This is a genomic window from Spongiibacter thalassae (assembly GCF_012272835.1).
GTDB classification, from domain to species: Bacteria; Pseudomonadota; Gammaproteobacteria; order Pseudomonadales; family Spongiibacteraceae; genus Spongiibacter; species Spongiibacter thalassae.
In genome coordinates, this window is record NZ_JAAWWK010000007.1 from 16,333 (window position 1) to 39,530 (window position 23,198).

General features: G+C 57.4%; 21 protein-coding genes. 12 read left to right on the plus strand and 9 right to left on the minus strand.

Annotated features, from left to right (window positions below):
* Positions 1–43: 43 nt before the first annotated feature.
* Positions 44–1,600, minus strand: a complete 1,557-nt coding sequence (gpmM, locus tag HCU74_RS17540) for a 2,3-bisphosphoglycerate-independent phosphoglycerate mutase (protein ID WP_168451738.1) — start codon at positions 1,598–1,600, stop codon at positions 44–46.
* A gap of 224 nt (positions 1,601–1,824) precedes the next feature.
* Here gpmM and HCU74_RS17545 point away from each other — a divergent pair, with 224 nt between their 5' ends.
* From HCU74_RS17545 to HCU74_RS17560, 4 genes are all read left to right on the plus strand, one after another.
* Complete coding sequence (locus HCU74_RS17545; RefSeq protein WP_168451739.1) at positions 1,825–2,241, plus strand: rhodanese-like domain-containing protein; 417 nt, start codon at positions 1,825–1,827, stop codon at positions 2,239–2,241.
* A 17-nt stretch (positions 2,242–2,258) separates the two neighbouring features.
* On the plus strand, positions 2,259–2,516 hold the full coding sequence (gene grxC / locus HCU74_RS17550; protein ID WP_168451740.1) for a glutaredoxin 3: 258 nt from the start codon (positions 2,259–2,261) through the stop codon (positions 2,514–2,516).
* Between the two features lie 33 nt (positions 2,517–2,549).
* Positions 2,550–3,038, plus strand: coding sequence for a protein-export chaperone SecB (gene secB, locus HCU74_RS17555; RefSeq protein WP_168451741.1), 489 nt, complete (start codon positions 2,550–2,552; stop codon positions 3,036–3,038).
* 63 nt (positions 3,039–3,101) lie between these two features.
* Complete coding sequence (locus HCU74_RS17560; protein WP_168451742.1) at positions 3,102–3,566, plus strand: tRNA (cytidine(34)-2'-O)-methyltransferase; 465 nt, start codon at positions 3,102–3,104, stop codon at positions 3,564–3,566.
* Positions 3,567–3,686: 120 nt separating this feature from the next.
* Here the strand turns inward: HCU74_RS17560 and ntrC are convergent, their stop codons facing one another.
* The 4 genes from ntrC to glnA all read right to left on the minus strand — a co-directional run bounded on the left by ntrC (position 3,687) and on the right by glnA (position 8,507).
* Entirely contained in the window at positions 3,687–5,105 is a 1,419-nt protein-coding gene (ntrC, locus tag HCU74_RS17565; protein ID WP_168451743.1) for a nitrogen regulation protein NR(I), read from the minus strand.
* Positions 5,102–6,175, minus strand: a complete 1,074-nt coding sequence (glnL, locus tag HCU74_RS17570; protein ID WP_168451744.1) for a nitrogen regulation protein NR(II) — start codon at positions 6,173–6,175, stop codon at positions 5,102–5,104. The genes ntrC and glnL overlap by 4 nt, the downstream gene beginning before the upstream one ends.
* 276 nt (positions 6,176–6,451) lie before the next feature.
* The gene (locus HCU74_RS17575) at positions 6,452–6,952 is read right to left on the minus strand and encodes a DUF4124 domain-containing protein (protein WP_168451745.1); all 501 of its coding nucleotides are present in this window, start codon (positions 6,950–6,952) and stop codon (positions 6,452–6,454) included.
* A 148-nt stretch (positions 6,953–7,100) separates the two neighbouring features.
* On the minus strand, positions 7,101–8,507 hold the full coding sequence (gene glnA, locus HCU74_RS17580) for a glutamate--ammonia ligase (protein ID WP_168451746.1): 1,407 nt from the start codon (positions 8,505–8,507) through the stop codon (positions 7,101–7,103).
* Positions 8,508–8,884: 377 nt separating this feature from the next.
* On the opposite strand from glnA, the gene thiI reads away from it, so the two are divergent.
* Positions 8,885–10,339 carry a tRNA uracil 4-sulfurtransferase ThiI gene (gene thiI / locus HCU74_RS17585; protein ID WP_168451747.1) on the plus strand — a complete coding sequence of 485 codons (1,455 nt, stop codon included), beginning with the start codon at positions 8,885–8,887 and terminating at the stop codon, positions 10,337–10,339.
* Positions 10,340–10,365: 26 nt separating this feature from the next.
* Here the strand turns inward: thiI and HCU74_RS17590 are convergent, their stop codons facing one another.
* Together HCU74_RS17590 and HCU74_RS17595 are read right to left on the minus strand one after the other, a co-directional pair.
* On the minus strand, positions 10,366–10,800 hold the full coding sequence (locus tag HCU74_RS17590) for a hypothetical protein (RefSeq protein ID WP_168451748.1): 435 nt from the start codon (positions 10,798–10,800) through the stop codon (positions 10,366–10,368).
* Positions 10,801–10,830: 30 nt separating this feature from the next.
* Complete coding sequence (locus HCU74_RS17595) at positions 10,831–12,165, minus strand: sodium-dependent transporter (protein WP_246864701.1); 1,335 nt, start codon at positions 12,163–12,165, stop codon at positions 10,831–10,833.
* Between the two features lie 190 nt (positions 12,166–12,355).
* Between HCU74_RS17595 and typA the strand changes: the two genes are divergently transcribed.
* The 5 genes from typA (at position 12,356) to HCU74_RS17620 (ending at position 17,070) form a co-directional block, all read left to right on the plus strand.
* Entirely contained in the window at positions 12,356–14,164 is a 1,809-nt protein-coding gene (gene typA, locus HCU74_RS17600) for a translational GTPase TypA (RefSeq protein WP_168451749.1), read from the plus strand.
* A 113-nt stretch (positions 14,165–14,277) separates the two neighbouring features.
* Positions 14,278–15,255, plus strand: a complete 978-nt coding sequence (pip, locus tag HCU74_RS17605; protein ID WP_168451750.1) for a prolyl aminopeptidase — start codon at positions 14,278–14,280, stop codon at positions 15,253–15,255.
* 36 nt (positions 15,256–15,291) lie between these two features.
* Positions 15,292–15,729 carry a D-aminoacyl-tRNA deacylase gene (dtd, locus tag HCU74_RS17610; RefSeq protein WP_168451751.1) on the plus strand — a complete coding sequence of 146 codons (438 nt, stop codon included), beginning with the start codon at positions 15,292–15,294 and terminating at the stop codon, positions 15,727–15,729.
* A 143-nt stretch (positions 15,730–15,872) separates the two neighbouring features.
* Positions 15,873–16,457, plus strand: a complete 585-nt coding sequence (locus tag HCU74_RS17615; RefSeq protein WP_168451752.1) for an outer membrane beta-barrel protein — start codon at positions 15,873–15,875, stop codon at positions 16,455–16,457.
* 220 nt (positions 16,458–16,677) lie between these two features.
* Positions 16,678–17,070 (plus strand): GNAT family N-acetyltransferase, encoded by a 393-nt coding sequence (locus HCU74_RS17620; RefSeq protein ID WP_168451753.1) that lies wholly within the window; start codon positions 16,678–16,680, stop codon positions 17,068–17,070.
* An 18-nt stretch (positions 17,071–17,088) separates the two neighbouring features.
* Here HCU74_RS17620 and HCU74_RS17625 read toward each other — a convergent pair whose 3' ends face one another.
* Complete coding sequence (locus tag HCU74_RS17625; protein WP_168451754.1) at positions 17,089–18,126, minus strand: AraC family transcriptional regulator; 1,038 nt, start codon at positions 18,124–18,126, stop codon at positions 17,089–17,091.
* Positions 18,127–18,316: 190 nt separating this feature from the next.
* On the opposite strand from HCU74_RS17625, the gene HCU74_RS17630 reads away from it, so the two are divergent.
* Both HCU74_RS17630 and HCU74_RS17635 read left to right on the plus strand, forming a co-directional pair.
* Positions 18,317–19,336: an AraC family transcriptional regulator gene (locus HCU74_RS17630; RefSeq protein ID WP_168451755.1), complete on the plus strand. Its 1,020-nt coding sequence runs from the start codon at positions 18,317–18,319 to the stop codon at positions 19,334–19,336.
* A gap of 186 nt (positions 19,337–19,522) precedes the next feature.
* A complete protein-coding gene (locus tag HCU74_RS17635; RefSeq protein WP_168451756.1) occupies positions 19,523–21,961 on the plus strand; it encodes a TonB-dependent receptor in 2,439 nt (812 codons plus the stop codon).
* Between the two features lie 433 nt (positions 21,962–22,394).
* On the opposite strand, the gene HCU74_RS17640 is transcribed toward HCU74_RS17635, so the two are convergent.
* Positions 22,395–23,033 (minus strand): TetR/AcrR family transcriptional regulator, encoded by a 639-nt coding sequence (locus tag HCU74_RS17640; RefSeq protein WP_168451757.1) that lies wholly within the window; start codon positions 23,031–23,033, stop codon positions 22,395–22,397.
* Positions 23,034–23,198 lie beyond the last annotated feature (165 nt).

The following is a 23,198-nucleotide window of genomic DNA, read 5'->3' on the forward strand; positions in this document are numbered from 1 at the left end:
CCTGTTGCGTGATTAGGCGGAATCTGGCGATAACCGGCGCGGCTCAGACCTCGCTTAGCAAGTTGATGCCGGTCATTTCCGCCGGTTGCTCCATGTCCAACAGGGCGAGCATGGTGGGAGCGATATCCGCCAGGCGGCCACCGCTGGCCTTCAGGCTCACCGGTTTGTCGCCGACATAGACCAGTGGCACCAGTTCGGTGGTGTGCTGGGTGTGGGCTTGCCCGGCGTCATAGTCGAGCATTTGCTCACAGTTGCCGTGGTCGGCGGTAATCAGGCAGTGGCCACCAACTTCGCGTACAGCGGCGGTTACCTGGGCCAGGCAGTCGTCAAGCGCCTCTACGGCCTTAACGGCAGCGTCAAAGACGCCGGTGTGACCCACCATGTCGCCATTGGCGTAGTTGCAGATAATGCTGTCGTACTGGCCGCTGCGAATCGCCGCTACCAGTTGCTCAGTCACCTCAGGGGCGCTCATTTCCGGCTTGAGGTCGTAGGTCGCCACATCGGGAGAGGGGATCAATTTGCGCTCCTCGCCGTCGTATAGCTCCTCGCGACCTCCGCTGAAGAAAAAGGTCACGTGGGCGTATTTTTCTGTTTCGGCGATGCGCAGTTGGCGGCGACCGCTTTTTTCCAGTAATTCGCCGAAGCTGTTTACCAACTTCTCCGGGGGATAGGCTACCGGGGCGTCGATGCTGTTGGCGTACTCTGTGGTCATCACGAACCCGGCAAGGGCCGGGCAGCGGCGGCGGGCAAAACCGTCGAAGTCCTTGTCGACGAATGCACGGGTGATTTCACGGGCGCGATCGGCGCGGAAGTTCATAAATACCACTGTATCGCCGTCGCTGATGGCGGCGTTGTCCTCGCCATCGGCCTGAATGACGCTGGCGGCGACAAACTCGTCGTTCTCGTCCCGGGCGTAGGCGGCTTCCAGAGCGGCGGTGGCGTTGTTATAGCAGTGTTCTGCCTCGGCTTCGGTCAGAAGGCGATAGGCTTTTTCGACTCGATCCCAGCGATTATCCCGGTCCATCGCGTAGTAGCGGCCTACCACGGAGGCGGTGCGGCCGCAGCCGAGTTCGGCAAACTTGGCATCGACCTTTTCCAGCGACGCCTTGGCGCTGCGCGGGGGGGTGTCGCGGCCGTCGAGGAAGGCGTGGACATAGACCTTTTTCGCGCCGCGGCGGGCGGCCAGCTCGATCATCGCCAGGATATGGTTTTCGTGGCTGTGAACGCCGCCAGGAGACAGCAGGCCGAGTATGTGTACGGCCTTGCCTGCGGCGACGGCCTTGTCGATATTTTCCACGTAGGTCGAGTTGTTGAAAAAGTCGCCGTCGGCGATCTCTTTGTCGATACGGGTAATGTTCTGATAGATGATGCGTCCGGCGCCGAGGCTCATATGGCCCACCTCGGAATTGCCCATTTGGCCATCGGGCAGGCCGACATCAAGGCCGGATCCGGAAATCAGGGTGTGGGGCGAGTGCTGCCACAGAGCGTCCCAGGTCGGAGTGTTGGCATGGTATATCGCGTTGTCCTGCGGAGCCTCGCGATAGCCGAAGCCATCGAGAATAATTAATACAACGGGGGCCTTGGACTGGGTATCTACCATGGTTGAAACCTGTTTCTGTCTGGTCTGTGAAGGCGGCGAGTCGCAGTGGCCTGAGCCTGCTGCGGCGCGCGAGAAAATCCCATTGTAACTTTTCCACTCGCCCCAAGCCACGTGCCCTGTGGTGAGAATTCCCGTTTAGCGGTGTATACTCTGGCCTTTTCGCGGGGAAGTGGTGGCAGTCTCCGGCCCGGTGCCCGCGTGTTGATTCTGTCCAGAGAGTATTCATGGAAAAGTTGATCTTATTTATCGTTGAACAGTGGATGCTGGTCGGCGCGCTGTTGAGCTGCGTTATCCTGCTGAGTTACCACGAATCCCGTCGCGCTGGCCCGGCCTTGTCGCCCCAGCAGATGGTGAGCCTGCTCAACGAGCAGAAAGCCACCGTTATCGACCTGCGTGACAAGGCCGAGTACAACAAGGGGCACATTCTCGACTCGGTTAATCTGCCCTTTGCCAAGCTGGACAAAGAGATTGACCGCGTTGCCTCCGACAAGGACAAGCCACTGGTGTTAGTGTGCAAACTCGGGCAACATTCCAGCGCTGCGGGTAAAAAACTCGCCGGTAAGGGCTATGCCAAAGTGCATCGCCTGAAGGGCGGCATCAGTGAGTGGCAAAGTATGCAAATGCCCTTGGTTAAAGGCTAGGGCGGAGAGCCGGAATTATGGCAGCAGTTAAAATCTTCACCACACGGTTTTGTCCCTTTTGTGTGCGCGCCAAACAGTTACTCGACCGCAAGGGCGTTGCCTACGACGAAACCGCGGTGGATGGCCGCAACGACCTGCGCGAGGATTTGCTCAAGCGCACAGGCCGCCGTACCGTGCCGCAGATCTGGGTGGGTGACACCCATGTTGGCGGCTGTGATGAATTGTATACCTTGGAGCGTAGTGGCCGCCTCGACGAGCTGCTGGCTGCGGATTAATTTCAATAACACATCAGGAGTCGTAAACCGACAATGGCTGAACAAGAGAACGCAACGCAGGCCCAACAACCCTCTGCGACCTTCGCCCTGCAACGTATTTATGTAAAAGACTCGTCGTTTGAGTCGCCCAGCAGCCCGGCGGTATTTGGTAAAAGCTGGAAGCCTAAAATGCATGTGGACCTCAACACCCGCAGCCAGGCCGTGGCAGACAAAACCTACGAGGTGACATTGACTGTTACCGTGACGGCCAAGCTGGAAGAAGACGAGACGGCCTTCCTGGTTGAAGTGCAGCAAGCGGGCCTGTTCGTTGCCGACGGCATTGAAGGTGAGGCGCTGCGTCAGCTGCTGGGTATCGCCTGTCCGAATATGCTGTTTCCCTATGTGCGCGAAGCGGTTGATGCCCTGGCAATCAAAGGCGGTTTCCCGGCGCTGGCACTTCAGCCGGTAAACTTTGAAGCCCTGTTCCGTCAGGCGCAAAAGCAGGCGGAAGAAAAAGCGGCGGCTGAGTCCACGACTCACTGACACCTGTCAATCTGCTATGAGCGTGGCGGCGACCGGCCTTGGCGGGTTGTCGCCCACCCACCTATGTTCCACATTGCCCTCCACGAACCACAAATTGCACCCAACACCGGCAATATTATTCGCCTGGTTGCCAATAACGGCTGTCACCTGCACTTGATTGAGCCTCTGGGCTTTGATCTTGAAGAAAAGAAACTACGCAGAGCGGGGTTGGATTATGCGGATATGGCCAGGGTCAGCAGGTACTCTGACTATGGAGCTTTTTTAGCCGCAATGGGTGAGCGCCGCATCTATGCGCTTACAACGAAGGGCCATCGGAACTATGCCGATGTGGCCTACCAGCCGGATGATGTGTTGCTGTTCGGTTCGGAGACTGCGGGCCTGCCCCAGTCTATTCGCGATGAACTAGGCGCTGAGCAATGCCTGCGGGTGCCGATGATGACGGGAGCGCGCAGCCTGAATTTATCGAACACCGTGGCCCTGGTGAGTTACGAAGCGTGGCGACAGCAGGGATTTGGCGGGGCGAGCTAGATCGAAAGCAACGCGTCATTTGGTTATCGCGCTTGATAGGAAGAGCGCCAGCCCCAAAGCTAATCTAGCGTCTAGCGTCTAGCGTCTAGCGTCTAGCGTCTAGCGTCTAGCGTCTAGCCTTCAATCCTCGTCGTCACCGCCCATGCCCAGTTCCTTGATTTTCCGGGTCAGGGTATTGCGTCCCCAGCCCAGCAAATTCGACGCATCCCGACGGCGACCGTGGGTGTGGCGAAGGGCGGCTTCGATCATGATTTTCTCAAACTGGGGCACGGCGCGATCCAGCAGCTTGTCCTTGCCCAGCATCAGCTCCTGATCGGCCCAGCGGCGCAGATTGTCCTGCCAGTTCGATGCGGGGGCCGCTTCGCCCTGTGGTCGCTCGAGCAGCTCGGGGGGCAGGTCGTCGATATGAATTTCCCGGCCGGAAGCCATTACCGTCAGCCAGCGACAGGTATTCTCCAGTTGACGAACATTGCCGGGCCAGTCCAGCTGGCAAAGGAATTCTTCGGTTTCCGGGCGCAGGCGCTTGGGTTCGACATTCAATTCACTGCCCGCCATGGTGAAGAAGTGCTGCATCAGCTTGGGAATGTCCTCCCGGCGCTCGGCCAGCTTGGGCAGATGAATGCGGATGACGTTCAGCCGGTGGAACAAATCCTCGCGGAAGGTATTGTTCTGCACCAGTTTTTCCAGGTTCTGGTGGGTGGCGGCGATAATCCGTACATCGACCTTTACCGGGGTGTGTCCGCCCACGCGATAGAATTCGCTGTCGGCCAATACCCGCAGCAGGCGGGTTTGGGTGTCGGCGGGCATGTCGCCGATTTCATCGAGAAACAGGGTGCCGCCATTTGCCTGCTCAAAGCGGCCGCGGCGCTGGGCGCTGGCCCCGGTGAAGGCGCCTTTTTCGTGGCCGAACAGTTCTGACTCCATAAGGTCCTTGGGAATGGCAGCCATATTCAGCGCAATAAAGGGCTTGGTAGCGCGCGGGCTGTGACGGTGAAGGGCCTGGGCGACGAGTTCTTTACCGGTGCCCGATTCGCCGTTAATCAATACGGTGATATTGGATTGGCTGAGGCGACCAATGGCGCGAAACACTTCCTGCATCGCAGGGGCTTCGCCGATAATCTCGGTGGTCTCCAGCGGCGGTTCGTCGGGCAGGACACTGCGGTTCTTGTTGGCGTGCTGGAGGGCGCGCTGGGTGGTGGCCAATACCTCGTCCACATCAAAGGGCTTGGGCAGGTACTCAAAGGCACCCCCCTGGTAGGAGGCAACCGCGCTGTCCAGGTCGGAGTGGGCGGTGGTGATAATAACGGGCAGCCCGGGGTGGATTTCGGTGATCCGCGACAGCAGCTTAAGGCCGTCGATGCCGGGCATGCGAATATCGCTGATGACCGCATCGGGAACGCCGGTTTCCAGCTGGGCCAGCAAGGCGTCGCCGTTTTCAAAGCTGCGGGTAACGATGCCCGCCTGATTCAGCGCCTTTTCCAGCACCCAGCGGATTGATCGGTCGTCGTCTGCAATCCATACAGCATTGCTTTGCGTCATTGCTTTAACTCCACGGGTATAAAGAGAGAGAACTGGGTGCACCCGGGTTCGCTCTGGCATTCAATAAGGCCACGGTGGTGGTTGAGTATCGACTGGGCAATAGACAGGCCCAGTCCGGAACCGTCGGCGCGGCCACTGATCATTGGCAGGAAAATCGACGGCAGCAGTTCGCTGGGTATGCCGGGGCCGTTGTCGATAATGTCGACCCGGCACACCAGTCGGTGGCGGTGAGAGCCGATGGTGAACTGGCGCAGTGTTCGACTGCGCAGGGTAATAATGGGATCGCTGTGATGGGTGGATTCCAGCAATGCCTGCTGGGCATTGCGCATAATATTCAAAAACGCCTGAATCAGTTGCTCGCGATCGCCAAAGATATCGGGAATGCTGGGGTCGTAGTCGCGAATAATTTGCAGGCGGCCCTGGGATTCAACGTCGATAAGCTGGCGCACTCGCTCCAGTACCTCGTGAATATTGGTCGCGCATTTTTCCGGCACTTTGTGGGGGCCGAGCATATTGTCGACCAGGTTACGCAGGCGGTCGGCCTCTTCAATGATGATATTGGTGTAATCGTGCAGGCGGGGCTCGTCCAGCTCCCTTGCCAGCAGCTGTGCGGCGCCGCGCAGACCGCCCAGAGGGTTTTTGACTTCGTGGGCAATACCGCGAATCAGCGCCTGGCTATTTTGCTGAGAGGACAGCAGGCCCTCTTCCCGGCTTATGCGCAGCAAACGATCCAATGGCTGAAGTTCAATAATCAACGAGGTGCGCGGGTGCTCGATTACCGGAGTCACGGCGTAGTCAACGGTGATTTCCCGTCCGGAGCGCAAGGTCAGCACGGTTTCGCGCTTGGTGTAGGCCTCGCGCTTGTTGATGGCGTCGAGTAATTTAACCAGGGTGTCTTCGTCTTCGTGGAACAGCTTGGTGATCGCCTCACCATGTATGCGTTGGTCGGAAACAGCCAGCAACGACTCGGCCGCGGGGTTGATGTAACTCACCGTCAAATTGGGCTCGACCAGCAAGATCGCTGTCTTGAGGTTGTCGAGTATGTGGTGGTGAAGATTATTTGGGGGCATACCGTCGCCGTATCCGTCGTTATAGCTTGCTTGGAAGCAATTTCCAGGCCAGTCCATTTGCTTGTGGGGAGCCAGTGCTAGTGGGTTGAAATTACTGGATTCGTAGCCGTAGTCCCATTGTGGTGCGAGCTAAAGAATGGCGCCGTGCCACATATCGGGTCGAGACAGATTTCATTATACGCGCTAATGCACCAAAGTGGCGCATATGGCTGCCGGGTGGTGCGGCCTGTGACTTATGGTGGCACAGGCGTTTGATTGTCGTCCGAAGGCCGGGGTTCAGCGGTTATTTGGCCAGTGAACTACGATGTTGACGGTATGTGAGCTGATCAGTCTGTCGTTGCTGGTATACAGGCTGGCGTTGATCTGGTGGGGGCCGCGCTGCATCAGCGGTATTCTGAGGCTGGTTTGGCCGCCGCGCTGGACGACTTTGCCGTCAATGGAAAATACGACGATCTGGCCCGATATCAGCGGGCTTTCGGTGCTGGCGGTGACGGTGATGGGAATGCGGCCATTGGGGAAGACCTGGCCGTCCCGTGGAAAGGTGACGGTAATTCGATTGTCCATCATCGCCGGTTCAGGGGTGTCTGAGAAGGTTTGTCGCTCCCGTGGAGCGATGGCGGGGGTGGCGTTTACCTCGGGCAGGTCGATGGTTTCGCTGCCGGGAAAGGGGCTGTCGCTGTAAATGGTGTTGCCGCGTTTGTCCTTGCCTTTGTAAATCTCGCTGGTGGCGGCGCCGGTCGCCAGAGTCAGGCAGAGTAAAATCGTCAGTCTTAACATGTTGAGCCCTTGTGTGTGTCCTCCATGTTGCGACGGGAGGAGCCCTGGGGCAAGAGGCAGAAGGTTATTTTCATTGTCGGGGTCTGTCCCCGCTTGTGGCAGGCAAAAAAAAGCCCGCCGAAGCGGGCTTTTCGATAAGGCCTGGGCCTTACACGCTGTAGTACATGTCGAACTCAACAGGGTGAGTTGTCATGTTCAGGCGCTCGATTTCCTGTGATTTCAGGGCGATATAGCCGTCGATCATGTCGTCGTCGAATACGCCGCCAGCGGTCAGGAAGGCACGGTCTGCATCCAGGGCCTGCAGGGCCTGCTCGAGGCTTGACGCTACAGTCGGGATGTTGGCCGCTTCTTCTGCGGGCAGGTCGTACAGATCCTTGTCAGCAGCATCGCCGGGGTGGATCTTGTTCTGAATGCCGTCCAGGCCAGCCATCAGCAGGGCTGCGAAAGCCAGGTATGGGTTGGCAGAAGGGTCGGGGAAGCGAACTTCTACGCGACGTGCCTTCGGGTTGGAGATGAACGGAATACGGATTGACGCAGAGCGGTTACGCGCTGAGTAAGCCAGCATTACGGGAGCTTCAAAGCCGGGAACCAGACGCTTGTACGAGTTGGTAGAGGCGTTGGTGAAGGCGTTGATGGCGCGAGCGTGCTTGATGATACCGCCGATGTAGTACAGGGCAGTTTCAGACAGGCCGCCGTAAACGTCACCGGTGAACAGGTTCTGGCCGTCTTTGCTCAGAGACATGTGTACGTGCATGCCGCTGCCGTTGTCGCCAACGATGGGTTTGGGCATGAAGGTTGCGGTTTTGCCGTAGGCGTGAGCAACGTTGTGTACGCAGTACTTGAGGATCTGTACTTCGTCAGCTTTGGCAACAGCAGAGTTGGGGCCAACACCGATTTCACACTGGCCGGCAGTACCCACTTCGTGGTGGTGTACTTCAACTTCCAGGCCCATGTCGGTCATGGCGTTACACATGGCGGCACGCAGGTCGTGCAGGCTGTCGACCGGAGGAACGGGGAAGTAGCCGCCTTTAACGCCGGGGCGGTGACCAATGTTGCCTTCTTCGAAGTTGTTGCCGGAAACCCAGGCGGCTTCGTCAGAAGAAATCGCGTAGCTCGCGCCTTCCATTGCGACTTTCCACTTCACGTCGTCAAATACGAAGAACTCGGGCTCGGGTCCGAACAGGGCGCCGTCGGCAATGCCGGTTGAGCGCATGTAGTCTTCAGCGCGCTGGGCAATAGAGCGTGGGTCGCGGTTGTAGCCTTGCATGGTTGAAGGCTCAACGATGCCGCAGCGGATGATGATTGTGGGCTCGTCGGTGAATGGGTCCAGAACGGAGGCAGAATCATCTGGCATGAGAACCATGTCTGATTCGTTAATGCCTTTCCAGCCAGCAATGGATGAGCCGTCGAACATTTTGCCGTCTTCAAAGAAGCCAGCGTCGATCTCGCCCACCGGCATGGTGACGTGCTGCTCTTTACCTTTTGTGTCGGTGAAGCGCAGGTCGGCCCACTTCACGTCGTTGTCGGCGATTAACTTCAGAGTGTTCTCTGACATTCTTAACATCCTCCAATTATAGAGTCTTGTAGTCGATTTCGGCGGGGCCGAAGGGTGAAACGATTATAGGTATATTGCAGTGAGACGCAAAGCGCCATCTGCCTTGAACACTTATAAACATCAGATTCGTTGGTGGGCCGCTAATGGGCGCACCACAGTTGCGGAGGTTGATAAGGCAATAACTGTGCCACTAATAAGTGCCGTTTGGGTGCTTGGAGAGGTTGAAAAACAACCAAAATGCACAAAAAACACCCGCGCCCATCAGTGGTGCGCACTTTAATGGTGCGGTCGTGCCTCAGTATGGTGCGGCAAAGGGTGGCTGAATAGCGCGGCTTGAGCCGTTATACTTACGCGTCAGCACCTAATGCGGTATCACCATGAAATTTCTCGTTAAGCTTTTCCCCGAAATCATCATTAAAAGCAAGCCGGTTCGCAAAAAGTTTATTAAGCAGTTGCGGGATAATCTGCGCAAACTCCTGCTGCCGATCGACCCCGATATCAACATTATTCGCGAATGGGATCGTATTACGGTGGAGACTGCGCTGACTGACGAGGCAGCGCACCGCGGAATATTAACCGTGTTGTGCAACACCCCCGGGATCGCCAATGTGGCGGAGGTGGCGGAATATCCGTTGGTCGATGTGCACGATATCTACGAAAAAACCCGCGATGCCCTCGGTGACAGCCTGCGCGGCAAAAGTTTCGCCGTGCGCTGCAAGCGCACCGGGCAGCACGATTTCAACTCCGGGGAAGTGGAGCGCTATGTAGGTGGTGGTCTGAACCAGTTCAGCGAAACCGGCGGAGTGAAATTGAAAAACCCCGATGTGACGGTGCGTCTGGAGGTGCGTCACGGGCAGTTCTCGCTGCTGAAGCGCCGCCACGAGGGTTTGGGAGGCTTTCCGATTGGCACGGTCGATTCTGTGGTTAGTCTGATCTCCGGCGGCTTCGACTCTACGGTGTCCAGTTACATGGTGATGAAGCGGGGGATGCGCACCCATTTTTGCTTTTTCAACCTTGGCGGGCGTGAACACGAGGTGGGTGTGAAGGAGGTGGCCCTGTACCTGTGGCTGAAATATGGCGCTTCCCACCGGGTGAAATTTATCACCGTGCCCTTTGAGAACGTGGTGGCGGAAATCCTCAAGAATGTTGAAAACTCCCAGATGGGGGTGATCCTCAAGCGCATGATGTTGCGCGCGGCGTCAGAGGTGGCGGCAAACCTCGAATCCCCGGCGCTGGTCACCGGCGAAGCCGTCGCCCAGGTCAGCAGTCAGACTTTGATTAATCTGTCGGTGATCGACCAGGTGACCGACACTCTGGTGTTGCGCCCGCTGATTACCGCGGACAAGCTGGATATTATCAACACCGCTGCACGTATTGGCACGGAGGAGTTCGCTGCCAATATGCCGGAATACTGCGGGGTGATATCGGTTAAGCCGACCACTCGCGCGAAGCCGGAAAAAATCGCCGAACAGGAAGGCAACTTTGATTTTGCGGTGCTGGAGCGGGCCATCGCCAGTGCCCGTTACACCAATATTGATGCCCTGGCCGATGAAGAACAGACCGTGGTTGATGTTGAGGTATTGCCCATTCCCCTTGCCGAAGCGGTGATTCTGGATGTGCGCCACCCCGATGAAATCGAGCGCAAGCCGCTGCAGCTGGATCGCAACGAGGTACGGGAAATGCCCTTCTATGAATTGCACCGCCGATTTGCGGAGTTGGATCAGGGGGTAAATTACCAGCTGTATTGCGACAAGGGGGTGATGAGCCGCTTGCACGCGGCGCATCTGGTTGAGCAGGGTTTCGCCAATGTGAAAGTCTATCGCCCCGGCTGAAGCCGGGGTGGGCCGGTGGAGGGCGCTCAGGGCTTGCCGAAGTTCAGGTTATAAATCTTGAAGCGCTCGTCTTCGACGGTCAGGGTGGCGGTCATAATGGCATCGCCGCCGCTGAAATGAATCAGCGCGCTGTAGCTCAGGCGCGGCGCGTCGGCAAACAGTGACAGGGCGCCGCTGAGTCGGGAAAAGCGCAGTTCTTCCATGCTTTGGTAGCTGCCCAGGTAGCGGTACTCTTCGGTCAGCGAATGTAATTGGGCGTCGCTGACATGCAGTAATGTCTCCCGTGCGAGCTCGCCTTTCAGGCTGGCAGGCTGCCAGTCGGAGATGCGCGAGAGTGCGCCATTCAGAAATTTCCGGGCATTGTCAGCGTAGTGATCTTCCACTTCGCCGCTGTAGTAGTACAGGCTGCCGAACAGTATCAGGCCGCTGAGAATAAACAGTCGTAAAGCCGAGTTGCGCAAGGGGGTGAATCTCCAGGTTAGGACAAGGGGCTATAGTTCGAGCAGGCCGAGGCTGTTGAGGAACACCGCGATAATACCCAGTGGCGCAACATAACGCAGCACTACTCGCCACATTCGGTAAAGCTGGCCCCCGGCCATGCCGCTTTCGGTCAGTACCCGCTTGTCTGGCAGTACCCAGCCAACAAAGATGGCGATAAACAGCCCGCCCAGCGGTAACAGGATGTTGGCGGTAATGTAGTCCAGAGCGTTGAAAACATCTCCGTCGACAATGCTTGCGACGCCCCCCAGCCAGGCGACAAAGGCCAGTCCCAGCGTCGACACGACCCGCTTGATGCCGCGTTTTTCCAGCCAGGCTACACCCGGTTCAATCAATGAGATGGACGAGCTGAGGGCGGCGATCGACACTAGGGTAAAAAACAGGGTGCCGAAGAACAGGCCGCCGCTCATATTGGAAAAGGCGATGGGCAGGGTGACGAACATCAGCCCTGGCCCTTGGCCGGGCGTCAGGTCGTTGGCAAACACCAATGGGAACATGGCCATGCCCGCCAGCAGTGCAATAATGGTATCCAGCGCGGCGATGGTGATAACGGTTTTGCCGATCGAGGCATTGCCGGGGAAATACGCGCCATAGGCCATGATGGCGCCCATGCCCAGGCTCAGGGTGAAGAAGGCGTGGCCCATTGCCACCAGTATGGCCTCGCCATTCAGGCGGCTGAAGTCGGTGTCGAACATAAAGTGCAGGCCGGCGGCGAAGTCGCCATAGACCGCGCTGTAGCCCACCAGCAACAAGAGAAAGGCGAACAGCATCGGCATAAGAATATCCACCGCCTTGCCGATGCCCTTGGTGACTCCCGCTGCGACGACTCCGGCAGTAAGCAGGGTGAACACCGTGTGCCAGCCAAGCTGCCCCGGCCTGCTGTCCAGCAAGTTGGCAAAATTGGCCTCGATGTCGCCAGCGCTGGCCTTGTGATAATTGCCAGTGAGACTTTGGGCCACGTAGTCCAGTGCCCAGCCGGCGACAACGCTGTAAAACATCATGATCATCAGGCCGGCGATCATGCCCATGCCGCCGATAATGCCCCACCACGGGGTGGCGCCTGCCTCGGTGGCCAGATTGCGCATGGCGGTGGCGGGGTCGCTGCGACCGGCACGGCCACTCATGACCTCGGCGATCATGACCGGAATGCCAATCAGCAGAATGCAGGCCAGATAAGCAATAACGAAGGCGCCGCCGCCATATTCACCGGTGATATAGGGGAACTTCCAAATGTTGCCAAGGCCTACTGCGGAGCCAGTTGCGGCAAAAATAAAGGTCCAGCGCGATTTCCACATCGTGCCGGCGGGCGCGCCGGGGCCATTCGTCATAGCTTTATCCAAGTCGGGGAGCGGTGTATGGCCTTGATTGTAGCGGGAAAGCTGCAGGTGCCCAAGTCGGCGGCGGCCTGCGGCGGGGAATAAACCACGGGAAAAAGTCCCACTTCCCGGGTATTGCTGCTATTGCGACGGCCGCTGGTGTATACTGCGCGCCCAAATTTCTCCGACGACGACCTTTCCCATGATTGATAATTTGCGCAATATCGCGATCATTGCCCACGTTGACCACGGCAAAACGACCCTGGTTGATAAACTGTTAAGCCAGTCGGGCACACTCGACCGCCGCAACCAGGATGCGGAGCGCATCATGGACTCCAACGATCAGGAGAAAGAGCGCGGTATCACCATCCTGGCCAAAAACACAGCCATTCGCTGGAACGACTACCGGATCAATATCGTAGACACCCCGGGACACGCCGACTTCGGTGGCGAAGTCGAACGGGTACTGTCGATGGTAGACAGCGTGCTGCTGCTGGTGGATGCGGTTGACGGCCCCATGCCGCAGACCCGCTTCGTGACCTCCAAGGCCTTTGAGCGCGGTCTCAAGCCCATTTTGGTGGTTAACAAGGTCGATCGTCCCGGCTCGCGTCCTGACTGGGTTATCGACCAGGTGTTTGACCTGTTCGACCGCCTCGGTGCTACCGATGAGCAATTGGACTTCCCCATCATTTACGCTTCTGCATTGAACGGCGTTGCCGGGCCTGAAGCGGATCAGCTGGCCGACGATATGACCCCGCTGTTCCAGATGATTGTTGATCGCGTGCCGGTACCGGCAGTCGATGTCGATGGCCCTCTGCAGATGCAGGTGTCAGCCCTGGACTACAACAGCTATGTCGGTGTTATCGGTGTTGGTCGTATTACCCGCGGCACCATGAGACCCAACGAGCAAGTCGTTGTCGTCGGTGCCGATGGCAAGCAGCGTAAAGGTCGCGTACTGACCGTAATGGGTTACCACGGTCTGGAGCGAGTTGAAGTCGAGAAGGCCCAGGCGGGTGATATCGTCTGTATCACCGGTATTGAAGGGCTGAACATTTCCGACACCCTGTGCTCACCCACTACACCGGAGGCACTGCCGCCGTTGACCGTAGATGAGCCCACTGTAAGCATGACCTTCCAGGTAAACGACTCACCCTTCGCCGGTCTGGAAGGAAAGTACATCACCACCCGTAATATCAAGGACCGTCTCGAGCAGGAGCTGATTCACAACGTGGCACTGCGGGTTGAGCCGGGCGATACCCCCGATAAGTTCAAGGTGTCTGGTCGCGGCGAGCTGCACCTGTCGGTATTGATTGAAACCATGCGTCGCGAAGGCTTTGAGCTGGGTGTGTCCCGCCCGGAAGTCGTGCAGAAAGAAATCGACGGCGTGGTGATGGAGCCATACGAGCAGGTTGTTATTGACGTTGAAGAGCAGCACCAGGGCTCAATCATGGAAGAAATGGGCCTGCGCAAGGCCGAGCTGACCAATATGGAGCCCGACGGCAAAGGTCGCGTCAAACTGGAATTCATGGCGCCGGCACGTGGCCTGATCGGTTTCCGTGGCCAGTTCCTGACCATGACCTCCGGCAGCGGTATTATGACCACCGTCTTCGATCACTACGGTGAAGTGAAGGGCGGCCAGATGGCCAAGCGCCAGAACGGCGTAATGGTGTCTATGGTCAAGGGCAAGACCCTGAGCTATGGCCTGTTCAACCTGCAGGATCGCGGTCGCCTGTTCCTAGGGCACGCCGAGGAAATCTACGAAGGTCAGATCATAGGTCTGCACAGCCGTGGTAACGACCTGGTGGTGAACGCCACCAAGGGCAAGCAGCTTACCAACGTTCGCGCCTCCGGCACCGACGAAGCACTGACGCTCACACCTCCGGTTCGCCACACGCTGGAACAGGCACTGGAATTCATCGAAGATGATGAGCTGGTGGAAGTGACGCCCAAGAGCATTCGTCTGCGCAAGAAATTGCTTACCGAGAACGAGCGCAAGCGCGCGTCCAAGTAAAAGCTACAAGCGGCGCCCGGCAATCGGGCGTCTTCAGTCGATGACGGCAGCCCGTCATCGACTGCGCTACACTAATAGAAGGTTGTTCCTTCAGCATTAGGATGGCGCTGTCTATGTTAACCCTTTACCCCGATATCAAGCCCTACCAGACCCACCGTCTTTCGGTGCAGGCTCCCCATGAGCTGTATATCGAAGAAGCGGGTAATCCCGAGGGAATTCCGGTGCTGTTTCTGCACGGCGGTCCCGGTGGCGGCTGCGCTCCCCGCTCCCGTTGTTTTTTCGATCCCGAGCGCTACCGCATCATCCTGTTCGACCAGCGCGGCTGTGGTCGCTCTACACCCCATGCCTGCCTGGAGGGCAATAACACCGAGGCGCTGGTGGCTGATATCGAGGCCATTCGCGCCTACCTGAATATTCCGCAATGGATGCTGTTTGGTGGTTCTTGGGGGGCAACTCTGAGTCTGATTTATGCCCAGCATCACCCCCGTCAGGTGTTGGCGATAATTTTGCGCGGAGTATTTTTGTGCCGGCAACGGGACCTCGACTGGTTTTACAGCGAGGGTGGCGCCAGTCGTATCTTTCCCGATTACTGGCGGGAGTTCGACGAGCACGCCTGTCGTCGTGGCGACGAAAGCTGGATCGAGGCCTATCATCGACAGCTCCACGGCAATAACGAACTGGCAAAAATGTCGGCGGCAAAGGCCTGGTGTTTGTGGGAGGCGCGCTGCTCGACACTGCGCCCCAATCACGATATCGAGGCTGACATGATCAGCACCCACGGGGCGATCGCCATGTCCCATATTGAAAATCACTTCTTTCGCGACGACGATTTCCTCAAGAACTACAGCGTTCTCGATAATATGGCCACTATTGAAGATATTCCCGGCATTATTGTGCACGGCCGTTACGATATGATCTGCCCGCTGGACAATGCCCAGGCACTGCACGAGCGCTGGCCGGTGTCGGAGCTGTTGATCGTGCGTGACGCCGGCCACTCCGCATTTGAGCCGGGTATCACCGACGCCTTGGTCAAGGCGACAGAGGAAATTGCCAATGTACTCGAAGGGCAGTTTTCTGGCGAGGGCGCTTAGGGGACAATAGCGCCTTTTCGAGTTTCAGGTAAAACTATGAAAGCACTGCTGCAACGGGTTCGCCATGCTCGGGTAGAGGTTGAAGGCCGCTGTGTCGGCGAAATTGAACAGGGTTTGTTGGTCTTTCTCGGCGTAGAGCAGGGCGATAACGAAGCCGGACTGGAGCGCTTGCTGGAGCGGGTGCTTAACTACCGGGTATTTGCCGACGAGGCGGGGCGAATGAATCTTTCTGTGCGGGATATTGCCGGTGGTGTGTTGCTGGTCTCCCAATTCACCCTCGCCGCAGATACCCGAAAGGGTCGCCGTCCCGGCTTTTCCACCGCGGCGGAACCCGCCGTTGCCGAGGCGCTATACCAGCGCGGGGTGGCGATGCTAAACGCCCACCACAGCCCGGTGGCCACCGGTGAATTCGGTGCCGATATGCAAATCAGTCTGCTGAACGATGGCCCCGTTACGTTTTTGCTGGAGCAATAACGCCACAGGACAGCCCTCCGCTGACAGAGTTCCGCGGAAAATCGAAACTGTAAAATCTTTCACAAACCACCTGTGGAACAGGAACCAAGACGTTGTCGCCAGTCTAATCGGTCATCACTTTGTGAACAAAAGAGGATGGCCAAATGAAGAAAATCAATACAGCGATGACCCTGACGGCAGCGGCTCTGGCAATGAGTTTAAGTGCGCCGCTAATGGCCAAGGAATTCAGCTACACCTACGCCGAGTTAGGGGTTGCTGACGTTGAAACCGGTAATAACGATGGTGACTTGTTCTACGGCGGCGGTTCGCTGGCGCTGGATCGCAACGTATTTATTCGCGGCTCACTGGGCTTTCTCGACTACGAACCCGGTGAATACGATGTCGTAAGCCTGGGTGTGGGTACGCCGATGAACCTGTCGCCCACCTCCGACCTCGTGCTGGCGTTGGACTACGCCTTCGCCGACCCCGACAAGGGTGATAACGACATCGACACCCTGACCGCCAGCGCGACCTCCCGCACCTGGTTGACCAATAACCTCGAGGGTAACCTCAGTGCGGGTCTGGCCCACCAGGAATCTGACTTTGGCGACGACAGTGGCGCTATCGTGGGCGCAGGGCTGCGTCTGTATGTCGCGCCGCAGATCTCCGTTGCTGCCAACATCAGTCGCAGCTTCGTGGGCGACCTGGACACCGATAGCATCGGCGTAAGCGGTCGCGTACAGTTCTAAGCCTGCTTTTGCAGTGGTAGCCCCGCTATAGAAAAGCCCCGCACTGGCGACAGCGCGAGGCTTTTTTGGTTCAGGAAGGGGGCGACCACTCAGGCATGAATATTAATAAGTATGGTATAACTTAACGCCAATCTTTGGTGTTTATGCTTGGCTCCGATCAGATTACTCTATAGAACTGCCTGCATGGGCACCGCTAAATGAGATTTTTCCAAGGAAAGGTATGTACTACGAAAATGGGAAATATCGGTTAAGTGATGATCGAGGTGACGTAGAGCTTGATGTAGTCGAAGCGCTTTTAAGGTCATCATATTGGGCGAGCGAAAGAAGCCTGGAGACGATGAGAGTCTCCATTGCTAACAGTGTGTGCTTTTCACTTTTTTGTGGTGACGCTCAGGTTGGCTTTGCCAGGGTCGTCACCGATTTTGCTTCAGTGGCCTATATTGCTGATTTAATAATCCACCCCGGCCACCGTGCCCTAGGCTTGGGAACCTGGATGTTCGGTGTTATCGTCAATGACCCGCGTTGGTGTTCAAAATTTCAATTCCTGGCAACGGATGACGCTCACGGCCTGTATGAAAAATTCGGTTTTTCAGGCAGCACTAAAATAGGATAAGACTGAGTACATCCGTTTTTACCCCGCCACCGGCCGCCTCATAGCCGCTCGCACCTCACTGGGTGATCTGGCGTAGTAAGCCTGATACGCCCGATAGAAGTTATTCGAATGTTGGTAGCCCAGCTGATAGGCGATGGCTTTCAGTGGCATATTGGTTGCGGTGAGGTACTGGGTCGCCATTTCCATGCGCACTTGCAGGCATATCTGCCGAAAGCTGCAGTCGGCTTCAGCGAGGCTGCGGCGCAAGCTGCGTGTTGTCAGGCCGAGTTGTTGGGCTGTTCCAGTCAGTGAGAAGCGACAGATATTCGGGTGTTCCACCAGCGCCCGCTTCACTCGGGCGGCTATGCCGTGTCCCCGATAGTCTTCACCCAATAGTTGTTTCAGTTCAGCGGAGCAGATGCGAATCATCTCACTGTTGCCGCTGGGAATCGCCTGCTGGCTCCAGGCATCGGGGTAGGCCAGTACATTGTGGGCCTGATTGAACAGCACCGGACAGCCGAACAGTTCCCGATACATATCAGCACAGGAGGGTGCGGGGTAGGTAAAGGTGACGTGGCTGGGCACTGCGGCGCGCCCGGTGGGGAGTATCGCCTGAATGCAGCGCCATACCGCCAGCACGCTCATTTCCAGCAGGGCTTCCCGGTAGGGGTGGGCATCGTGGACGACGCTGAATACGGTGCGGACCAGGTCGCCACCAATTGACTGTTTGGTGCGCAGCAGATACTGGGAGGAATTCAAGGCGTGGCTGGTGAGCTTGGCAGCGTGTTCAATGGTGGGGGCGGTCAGTACGGCGTAACCGAGCAAGCCCGAGTCGGTCAGCTGGGCGCGGTCGCCAATTTGCAGGGTGATGTCGGGAATGGCGCTCTGGCGCAGTTGGGTGGCCGCCCGGAGAAAGGCGTACATGGCGTCGTGGTGGTAGCCGTCAGACCAGTCGCTGAGAATTTCGCACTCCACCGCGAGGGCCTGGCGGTCTATTTCCGGGTAGCGGGCCTGTAGTATTTCCCTCAGCATCGCCAGTCGGCGTTTGCCGATATGCTCTAACTGGAACAGTTGCATTGTGACCTCATCGACATTCGGGTCGTGGCGGACACTAATGATAGTGGTCTTTGGTCACTAATGATAGCGATATTCCCCGGGCGACACCATTTTGCTGGTAGGCTATCAGCCACGGTATCACGGATGCGGGCGGCTCGCGGCGAGCAGCCACCGCGGCATTCGATAAAACTAATAAATAAAGGAAGCCATCATGAGAACTCCGACAGTCTGCGGCGAATACCTTGATAACCTGTTGCAATACATTTATGGACAGGGCGTGAGCCCTTCGGCCCTGCGCAAGGTGATGCGACTGACTCCCGAGGACCATGTTAGCGAGCAAGGGCGATTTCCGCTGCGCTTATTCGAGATGACTCTGGATGCAGGCAGCCTGTTGCTCGACGACTATTATCTGGGTGCCCACGCGGGAGCCCAGGCGTCTCGCCAGGCCTGGGGCATGGTAAATTATCTGGGCATGAGTGCCCCGGATACCCGCGGTGCGGTGAATGCGGTGGTGGAGTTTTCGCGGTTGCTGGTGGACCACGGCGATGTACGCTTTGTCGAGCGCGAGGGGGAAACCGCGGTATTAACCTGGGATATTCCCCTTCGGCAGATGCCCTCGCGCCATGTCGTCGAATTCTTCTTTGCCAGTTGGTATCGGGTGAACAAGTCGATGCTGGATCGCTGGTGTAGCAAGCGGGAAATCCATTTTGCTCACGCCGGGCCGGCAGATTGCAGTGAAATCGAGCGCATTATCGAGGCGCCGGTGCACTATGGTAGCGATGCCAACTACGTTGAGTTCGACAGCCACTTCCTCGATAGACCGGTGCGCTTTCCCCACGAGGCGATTTACTCGTCACTGCTACAGGCCGCGCGTTTTGATCTGGCCAAGTTACAGATGGAAGACCGGGTCATTCGCGATGTGCTCGACTGCATTGTGCGTCAGCTTCGCGAGGGCGTGCCCAAACTGGAGGACGTCGCGGCCGAGTTGGGATTGGCGCCGCGTACCCTACAGCGGCGACTGAATCACACCAATACCAACTTCAAAAGCCTCGTCGATGAAGCGCGCAAGGAGCGCTCAAGAAATTTGATCTGTGACTATGAGCTGGGTCTGCTCGATATATCCGCCGAGCTGGGGTTCAGCGATCAAAGTGCCTTCCAGAAAGCCTTCAAACGCTGGTTTGGCCAGGCCCCGGGCCTTTATCGTTCGCAGATGCAGTCGGTGTCGATGTAACACCCAGCACTTTTACAGAGTACGGTCGGCTGAGTTGGTTTGTCAGGTTTTGGAAAAAGTGTGGGGCGGCACTGGTGCGCGGGCTTTAGAGAACAATCCCTGGCATTTTCAGCCTATCCTCTGATCTCATAACAAAACAGAATAAATGCTATTACCAGCAAGCTCAGAATCCCAGGGAGACAATCAATGATTCACCAAGTAAAGGCCCCTTCGCCGGGCTGGCGAGAGAGCACATTGGCTCTTGCGCTGGCAATTGCCGCGCCAGTCGGTATCGCTCAGGAATCCGGTATGCGTCAGTTGGAGGAGGTTGTGGTGACGGCCCAGCGGCGTTCCGAAAGCATGCAGGATGTTCCGGTGGCGGTCACCGCTGCCACTGAAGAAGATATGGCCTATGCACAGGTAGACAGTGTTGGCAATATTCAGGCGATCTCTCCCAGTATCAAATTTGACGTGACGAACAGTGCAGCGAATAGCGCGAATATCTTCATTCGCGGCATTGGCACAGTCGGTAACAATCGCAGCTTCGAGGGTGCGGTAGGGGTGTTTTTTGATGGTGTTTATCGCACCCGCGCCGGGCAGGCGATGCAGAACTGGCTGGATATCGAAAGCCTCCAGGTGCTGCGCGGTCCCCAGGGCACACTGTTTGGTAAAAACACCTCGGCGGGTGCGCTGATTATCAACAGTAAAGCGCCAACGCTGGATGGCTCAGGGGGCAGCTTTGAGCTTACCGCGGGGAACTACGGCAAGGAAATGGTGCGGGTTAGCTATAATCAGGTTATCAGCGACTCCTCGGCGATTCGACTCGCCGGGCTTTACGGTAACAAAGAAGGCTTTATCGAAAACGCCAATGGCGGTGACTACAACGACAGCCATCCCCGTGCATTGAAGTTTCAGTTTCTCACTGAGCTGTCCGACGATCTCACCCTGAGGGTGATCGCCGATTGGTCGGGGGAAGAGGCCAATTGCTGCTACGGCCAGATTGACGATGTCGATGGCCCCATGCAGGACTATATCGACCAGTTAACCGTTGATAATGGCCACACCCTGCCCTCCAAGGACTTTGACGATTACCAGCAGGTGTTGAGTAACGATACCGATCAGTCGGTGGCTGATCAGGGTATTCAGATGAATATCGACTGGGTGCTGGAGTCTGGTCTCATACTTGGCTCGGTCACCTCCTATCGCGAGTGGAGCATTGAACAGATTGGTATGGACGCCGACTTCAGTGGCGCGAATATCCTCGGTATAAATGAGTCCCTGGAAACCGAGGTGTTCTCTCAGGAGTTTACCCTGTCTGGAGAGGTCCACGATTTTGGCCCCTTCCATTACGCCGACTATGTTATCGGACTGTATTTTGCCGACGAATCCATCAATGCCGACCACCAGCTGGTGTGGGGCGATCAGGCTACGGAATACCTGCAAATATACGCGCCAGCGGCACTGGGTGTGCCAGTTGAGGCGATGCTTGCAGCGTCGGATTTGACCAGTTTCCTGGGCAGCCAGGGTATTCCCGTCGGCGCCTTGCCGGTCGCCGAGGAGGGGTTGGTCTCTGATATTAATATGTACGGGGGCGGGCAGTCCTTTGCTGCCTTTATGCACTGGAATATCGACTTGACCGACGCCCTCAGTGCCACCGCCGGTGTGCGTTATTCCCGGGATGAAAAAACCGGGGGCATGCGCCGCCGCTTCTTTACCTCTAATCCCCAGGAGCCCTTCCGTCTGCTGGGCGCTCAGCCCGGCCCCGAATACGATGACGAGTACACCGACTCGGCGGTCAGCGGGCAGTTCGCTCTGCGCTATCAGTTTAACGACGATATTATGGCGTATATGTCCTACAGTCTCGGCTACAAATCCGGTGGCGTGAACCTGGATAACCAGGCGGCGGGTAGCGTGGGGGATAATCCCGACGAGCCTTCCTGTTCCAGCAGTGGTGACTGTGAGCCAAACGATCCGAAGTATGAGTCTGAGTATATTGAGGGCTATGAACTTGGTATCAAGGCGGACTATCTGGACTCCCGTGCCCGTAGCAATATTGCCCTGTTCTACAACAAGCTGAGCGACCTTCAGGTGGCCAACTTCGACGGTCTGGCCTTCAGTATTCTCAACTCGCCGGAGGCGACCGTTTACGGTGGCGAAATCGAGAACCAGTTTGTGCTCACCGAGGCGCTGACTCTTGGACTGGATCTCACCTATTTGCCCGAGGCCCACTTCGGCGAGTCTGATGCCTTGTCTGCTGAAGCGCTGGGCACGCCGGCTTCACTGTCTGGCCGCCGTTTTGCGCAAGCGCCGGAATGGGTGGGTAATCTGTCGCTGACCATGGATCAGCCGATCACCGATAACCTCAGCCTGCGCGGCCGTGTCGCGGCATACTACTCCGGTGAGCAGTATACCAATCCGGCCAACAACCAGCGCCGGGATGAGATCGTCGAGATCGCAGCCACCCTTGGTGTCGCGTCCTACTCGACCGGTTTGTCGTTGAATATCTGGTGTCAGAACTGTACTGATGAGCGGTACGTGACCCAGCACTTCAATACGCCCCTGCAGAATATCGGCGATGACTACGACCACAATGGCTATGTTTCGTCGCCACGCACTTACGGTGTGACCCTGCGCGGGGACTTCTAACGACATAAAAACTTCGCGGCGGGGCGCCGCTCCCACAGGACTCGGTTCATATCCACCTGTAGGAGCCAGCCCTGCAGGCGAACGCTCTTTCGTATACCCATTCCCGGGGCTGTCAGTGGTGGCCCACCACCTTCGCGGCGGGGCGCCGCTCCCACAGGGCGTGGTTCATACCCACCTGTAGGAGCCAGCCCTGCTAGCGAATGCTCTCTTTCGTATACCCATTCCCGGGGCTGTCAGTGGTGGCCCTCCACCTGCGCGGCGGGGCGCCGCTCCCGCAGGGCGTGGTTCATACCCACCTGTAGGAGCCAGCCCTGCTGGCGAATGCTCTTTCGTGTACCCATTTCCGGGGCAGTCAGCGGTGGCCCAACACCTTCGCGGCGGGGCGTGGTTCATACCCGCCTGTAGGAGCTAGCCTTGCTAGCGAATAGTCTTTTCAGCCGCGAAGGTATTTCGACAAATATGCCTGCATTGCATAGGCCGCTTCATCGCGATAGGCGTCGGTGATTTTGCCGTGATGCAGGTATGACACTCGATAGCAGGTTAGGCATATCTCAACGGTCAGATTGGCGACGTCGGGGGAGGCGGAGGGCAATTTCATGCCGCGCATTTGCATATAAGCGCCAGCGGCCTTGCCGATGGCCTGCACTACCAGCGACTGTGCGCGATAGCTGTTGTCGGTTACCGGGCCGCCAAGAATCAACAGGCGGGCCACCGGGTGGGCGTTGTAGAAATCGGCGCCGATGGCGGCGATGCGGGCCACGGTGTCTTGGTGTGTCAGGGTCAGCAGGGTGTCTGCTTCGGCGATCAGGGTGGTTTTGAGTTTATCCAGATAACGCAGGGTCAACTCATTGAGAACGGCATAAGGCGTTGGAAAAAATTTGTAGATACTGCGCCGGGAAAAATCCAGCCGCTCTGCGAGGGTGGGAATAGAAAAGCCCTCCAGTCCCTTTTCCAATAGCAGTGCCTCGGCTTCGTTGAGCACCGTTTCAAAGCGCTTGTGGCCCCGCTCCTGTTGGGGGCGCCGAGCGGTTGCGTCGGGGGCGAGGGTGAGGGAGGGGGCGTCAGTTTCCATCGCGCAAGAATAGCAGAATTGGCCTGCTGTGGAAGTGCTGCTGTCGATGGCGTGGTGGAACAGGCATTGGCAGCCGTTATCAAGACGTTCTGTGGCGTACTGGCCATGCTATTGGCAACACCTGCATTCGATAATGGCTATAAGCCGCCATGCGGTCTGAACGCT

Excerpts from the sequence above, each read along its gene's own strand:
- secB (WP_168451741.1), top strand. The coding sequence starts at position 2,550 with ATGGCTGAACAAGAGAACGCAACGCAGGCCCAACAACCCTCTGCGACC.
- glnL (WP_168451744.1), bottom strand. The coding sequence starts at position 6,175 with ATGCCCCCAAATAATCTTCACCACCACATACTCGACAACCTCAAGACA.
- HCU74_RS17615 (WP_168451752.1), top strand. The coding sequence starts at position 15,873 with ATGAAGAAAATCAATACAGCGATGACCCTGACGGCAGCGGCTCTGGCA.
- grxC (WP_168451740.1), top strand. The coding sequence starts at position 2,259 with ATGGCAGCAGTTAAAATCTTCACCACACGGTTTTGTCCCTTTTGTGTG.
- HCU74_RS17575 (WP_168451745.1), bottom strand. The coding sequence starts at position 6,952 with ATGTTAAGACTGACGATTTTACTCTGCCTGACTCTGGCGACCGGCGCC.
- HCU74_RS17640 (WP_168451757.1), bottom strand. The coding sequence starts at position 23,033 with ATGGAAACTGACGCCCCCTCCCTCACCCTCGCCCCCGACGCAACCGCT.
- HCU74_RS17545 (WP_168451739.1), top strand. The coding sequence starts at position 1,825 with ATGGAAAAGTTGATCTTATTTATCGTTGAACAGTGGATGCTGGTCGGC.
- HCU74_RS17620 (WP_168451753.1), top strand. The coding sequence starts at position 16,678 with ATGTACTACGAAAATGGGAAATATCGGTTAAGTGATGATCGAGGTGAC.
- HCU74_RS17635 (WP_168451756.1), top strand. The coding sequence starts at position 19,523 with ATGATTCACCAAGTAAAGGCCCCTTCGCCGGGCTGGCGAGAGAGCACA.
- HCU74_RS17630 (WP_168451755.1), top strand. The coding sequence starts at position 18,317 with ATGAGAACTCCGACAGTCTGCGGCGAATACCTTGATAACCTGTTGCAA.
- gpmM (WP_168451738.1), bottom strand. The coding sequence starts at position 1,600 with ATGGTAGATACCCAGTCCAAGGCCCCCGTTGTATTAATTATTCTCGAT.
- ntrC (WP_168451743.1), bottom strand. The coding sequence starts at position 5,105 with ATGACGCAAAGCAATGCTGTATGGATTGCAGACGACGACCGATCAATC.
- HCU74_RS17560 (WP_168451742.1), top strand. The coding sequence starts at position 3,102 with ATGTTCCACATTGCCCTCCACGAACCACAAATTGCACCCAACACCGGC.
- HCU74_RS17625 (WP_168451754.1), bottom strand. The coding sequence starts at position 18,126 with ATGCAACTGTTCCAGTTAGAGCATATCGGCAAACGCCGACTGGCGATG.
- HCU74_RS17595 (WP_246864701.1), bottom strand. The coding sequence starts at position 12,165 with ATGACGAATGGCCCCGGCGCGCCCGCCGGCACGATGTGGAAATCGCGC.
- glnA (WP_168451746.1), bottom strand. The coding sequence starts at position 8,507 with ATGTCAGAGAACACTCTGAAGTTAATCGCCGACAACGACGTGAAGTGG.
- pip (WP_168451750.1), top strand. The coding sequence starts at position 14,278 with ATGTTAACCCTTTACCCCGATATCAAGCCCTACCAGACCCACCGTCTT.
- typA (WP_168451749.1), top strand. The coding sequence starts at position 12,356 with ATGATTGATAATTTGCGCAATATCGCGATCATTGCCCACGTTGACCAC.
- thiI (WP_168451747.1), top strand. The coding sequence starts at position 8,885 with ATGAAATTTCTCGTTAAGCTTTTCCCCGAAATCATCATTAAAAGCAAG.
- dtd (WP_168451751.1), top strand. The coding sequence starts at position 15,292 with ATGAAAGCACTGCTGCAACGGGTTCGCCATGCTCGGGTAGAGGTTGAA.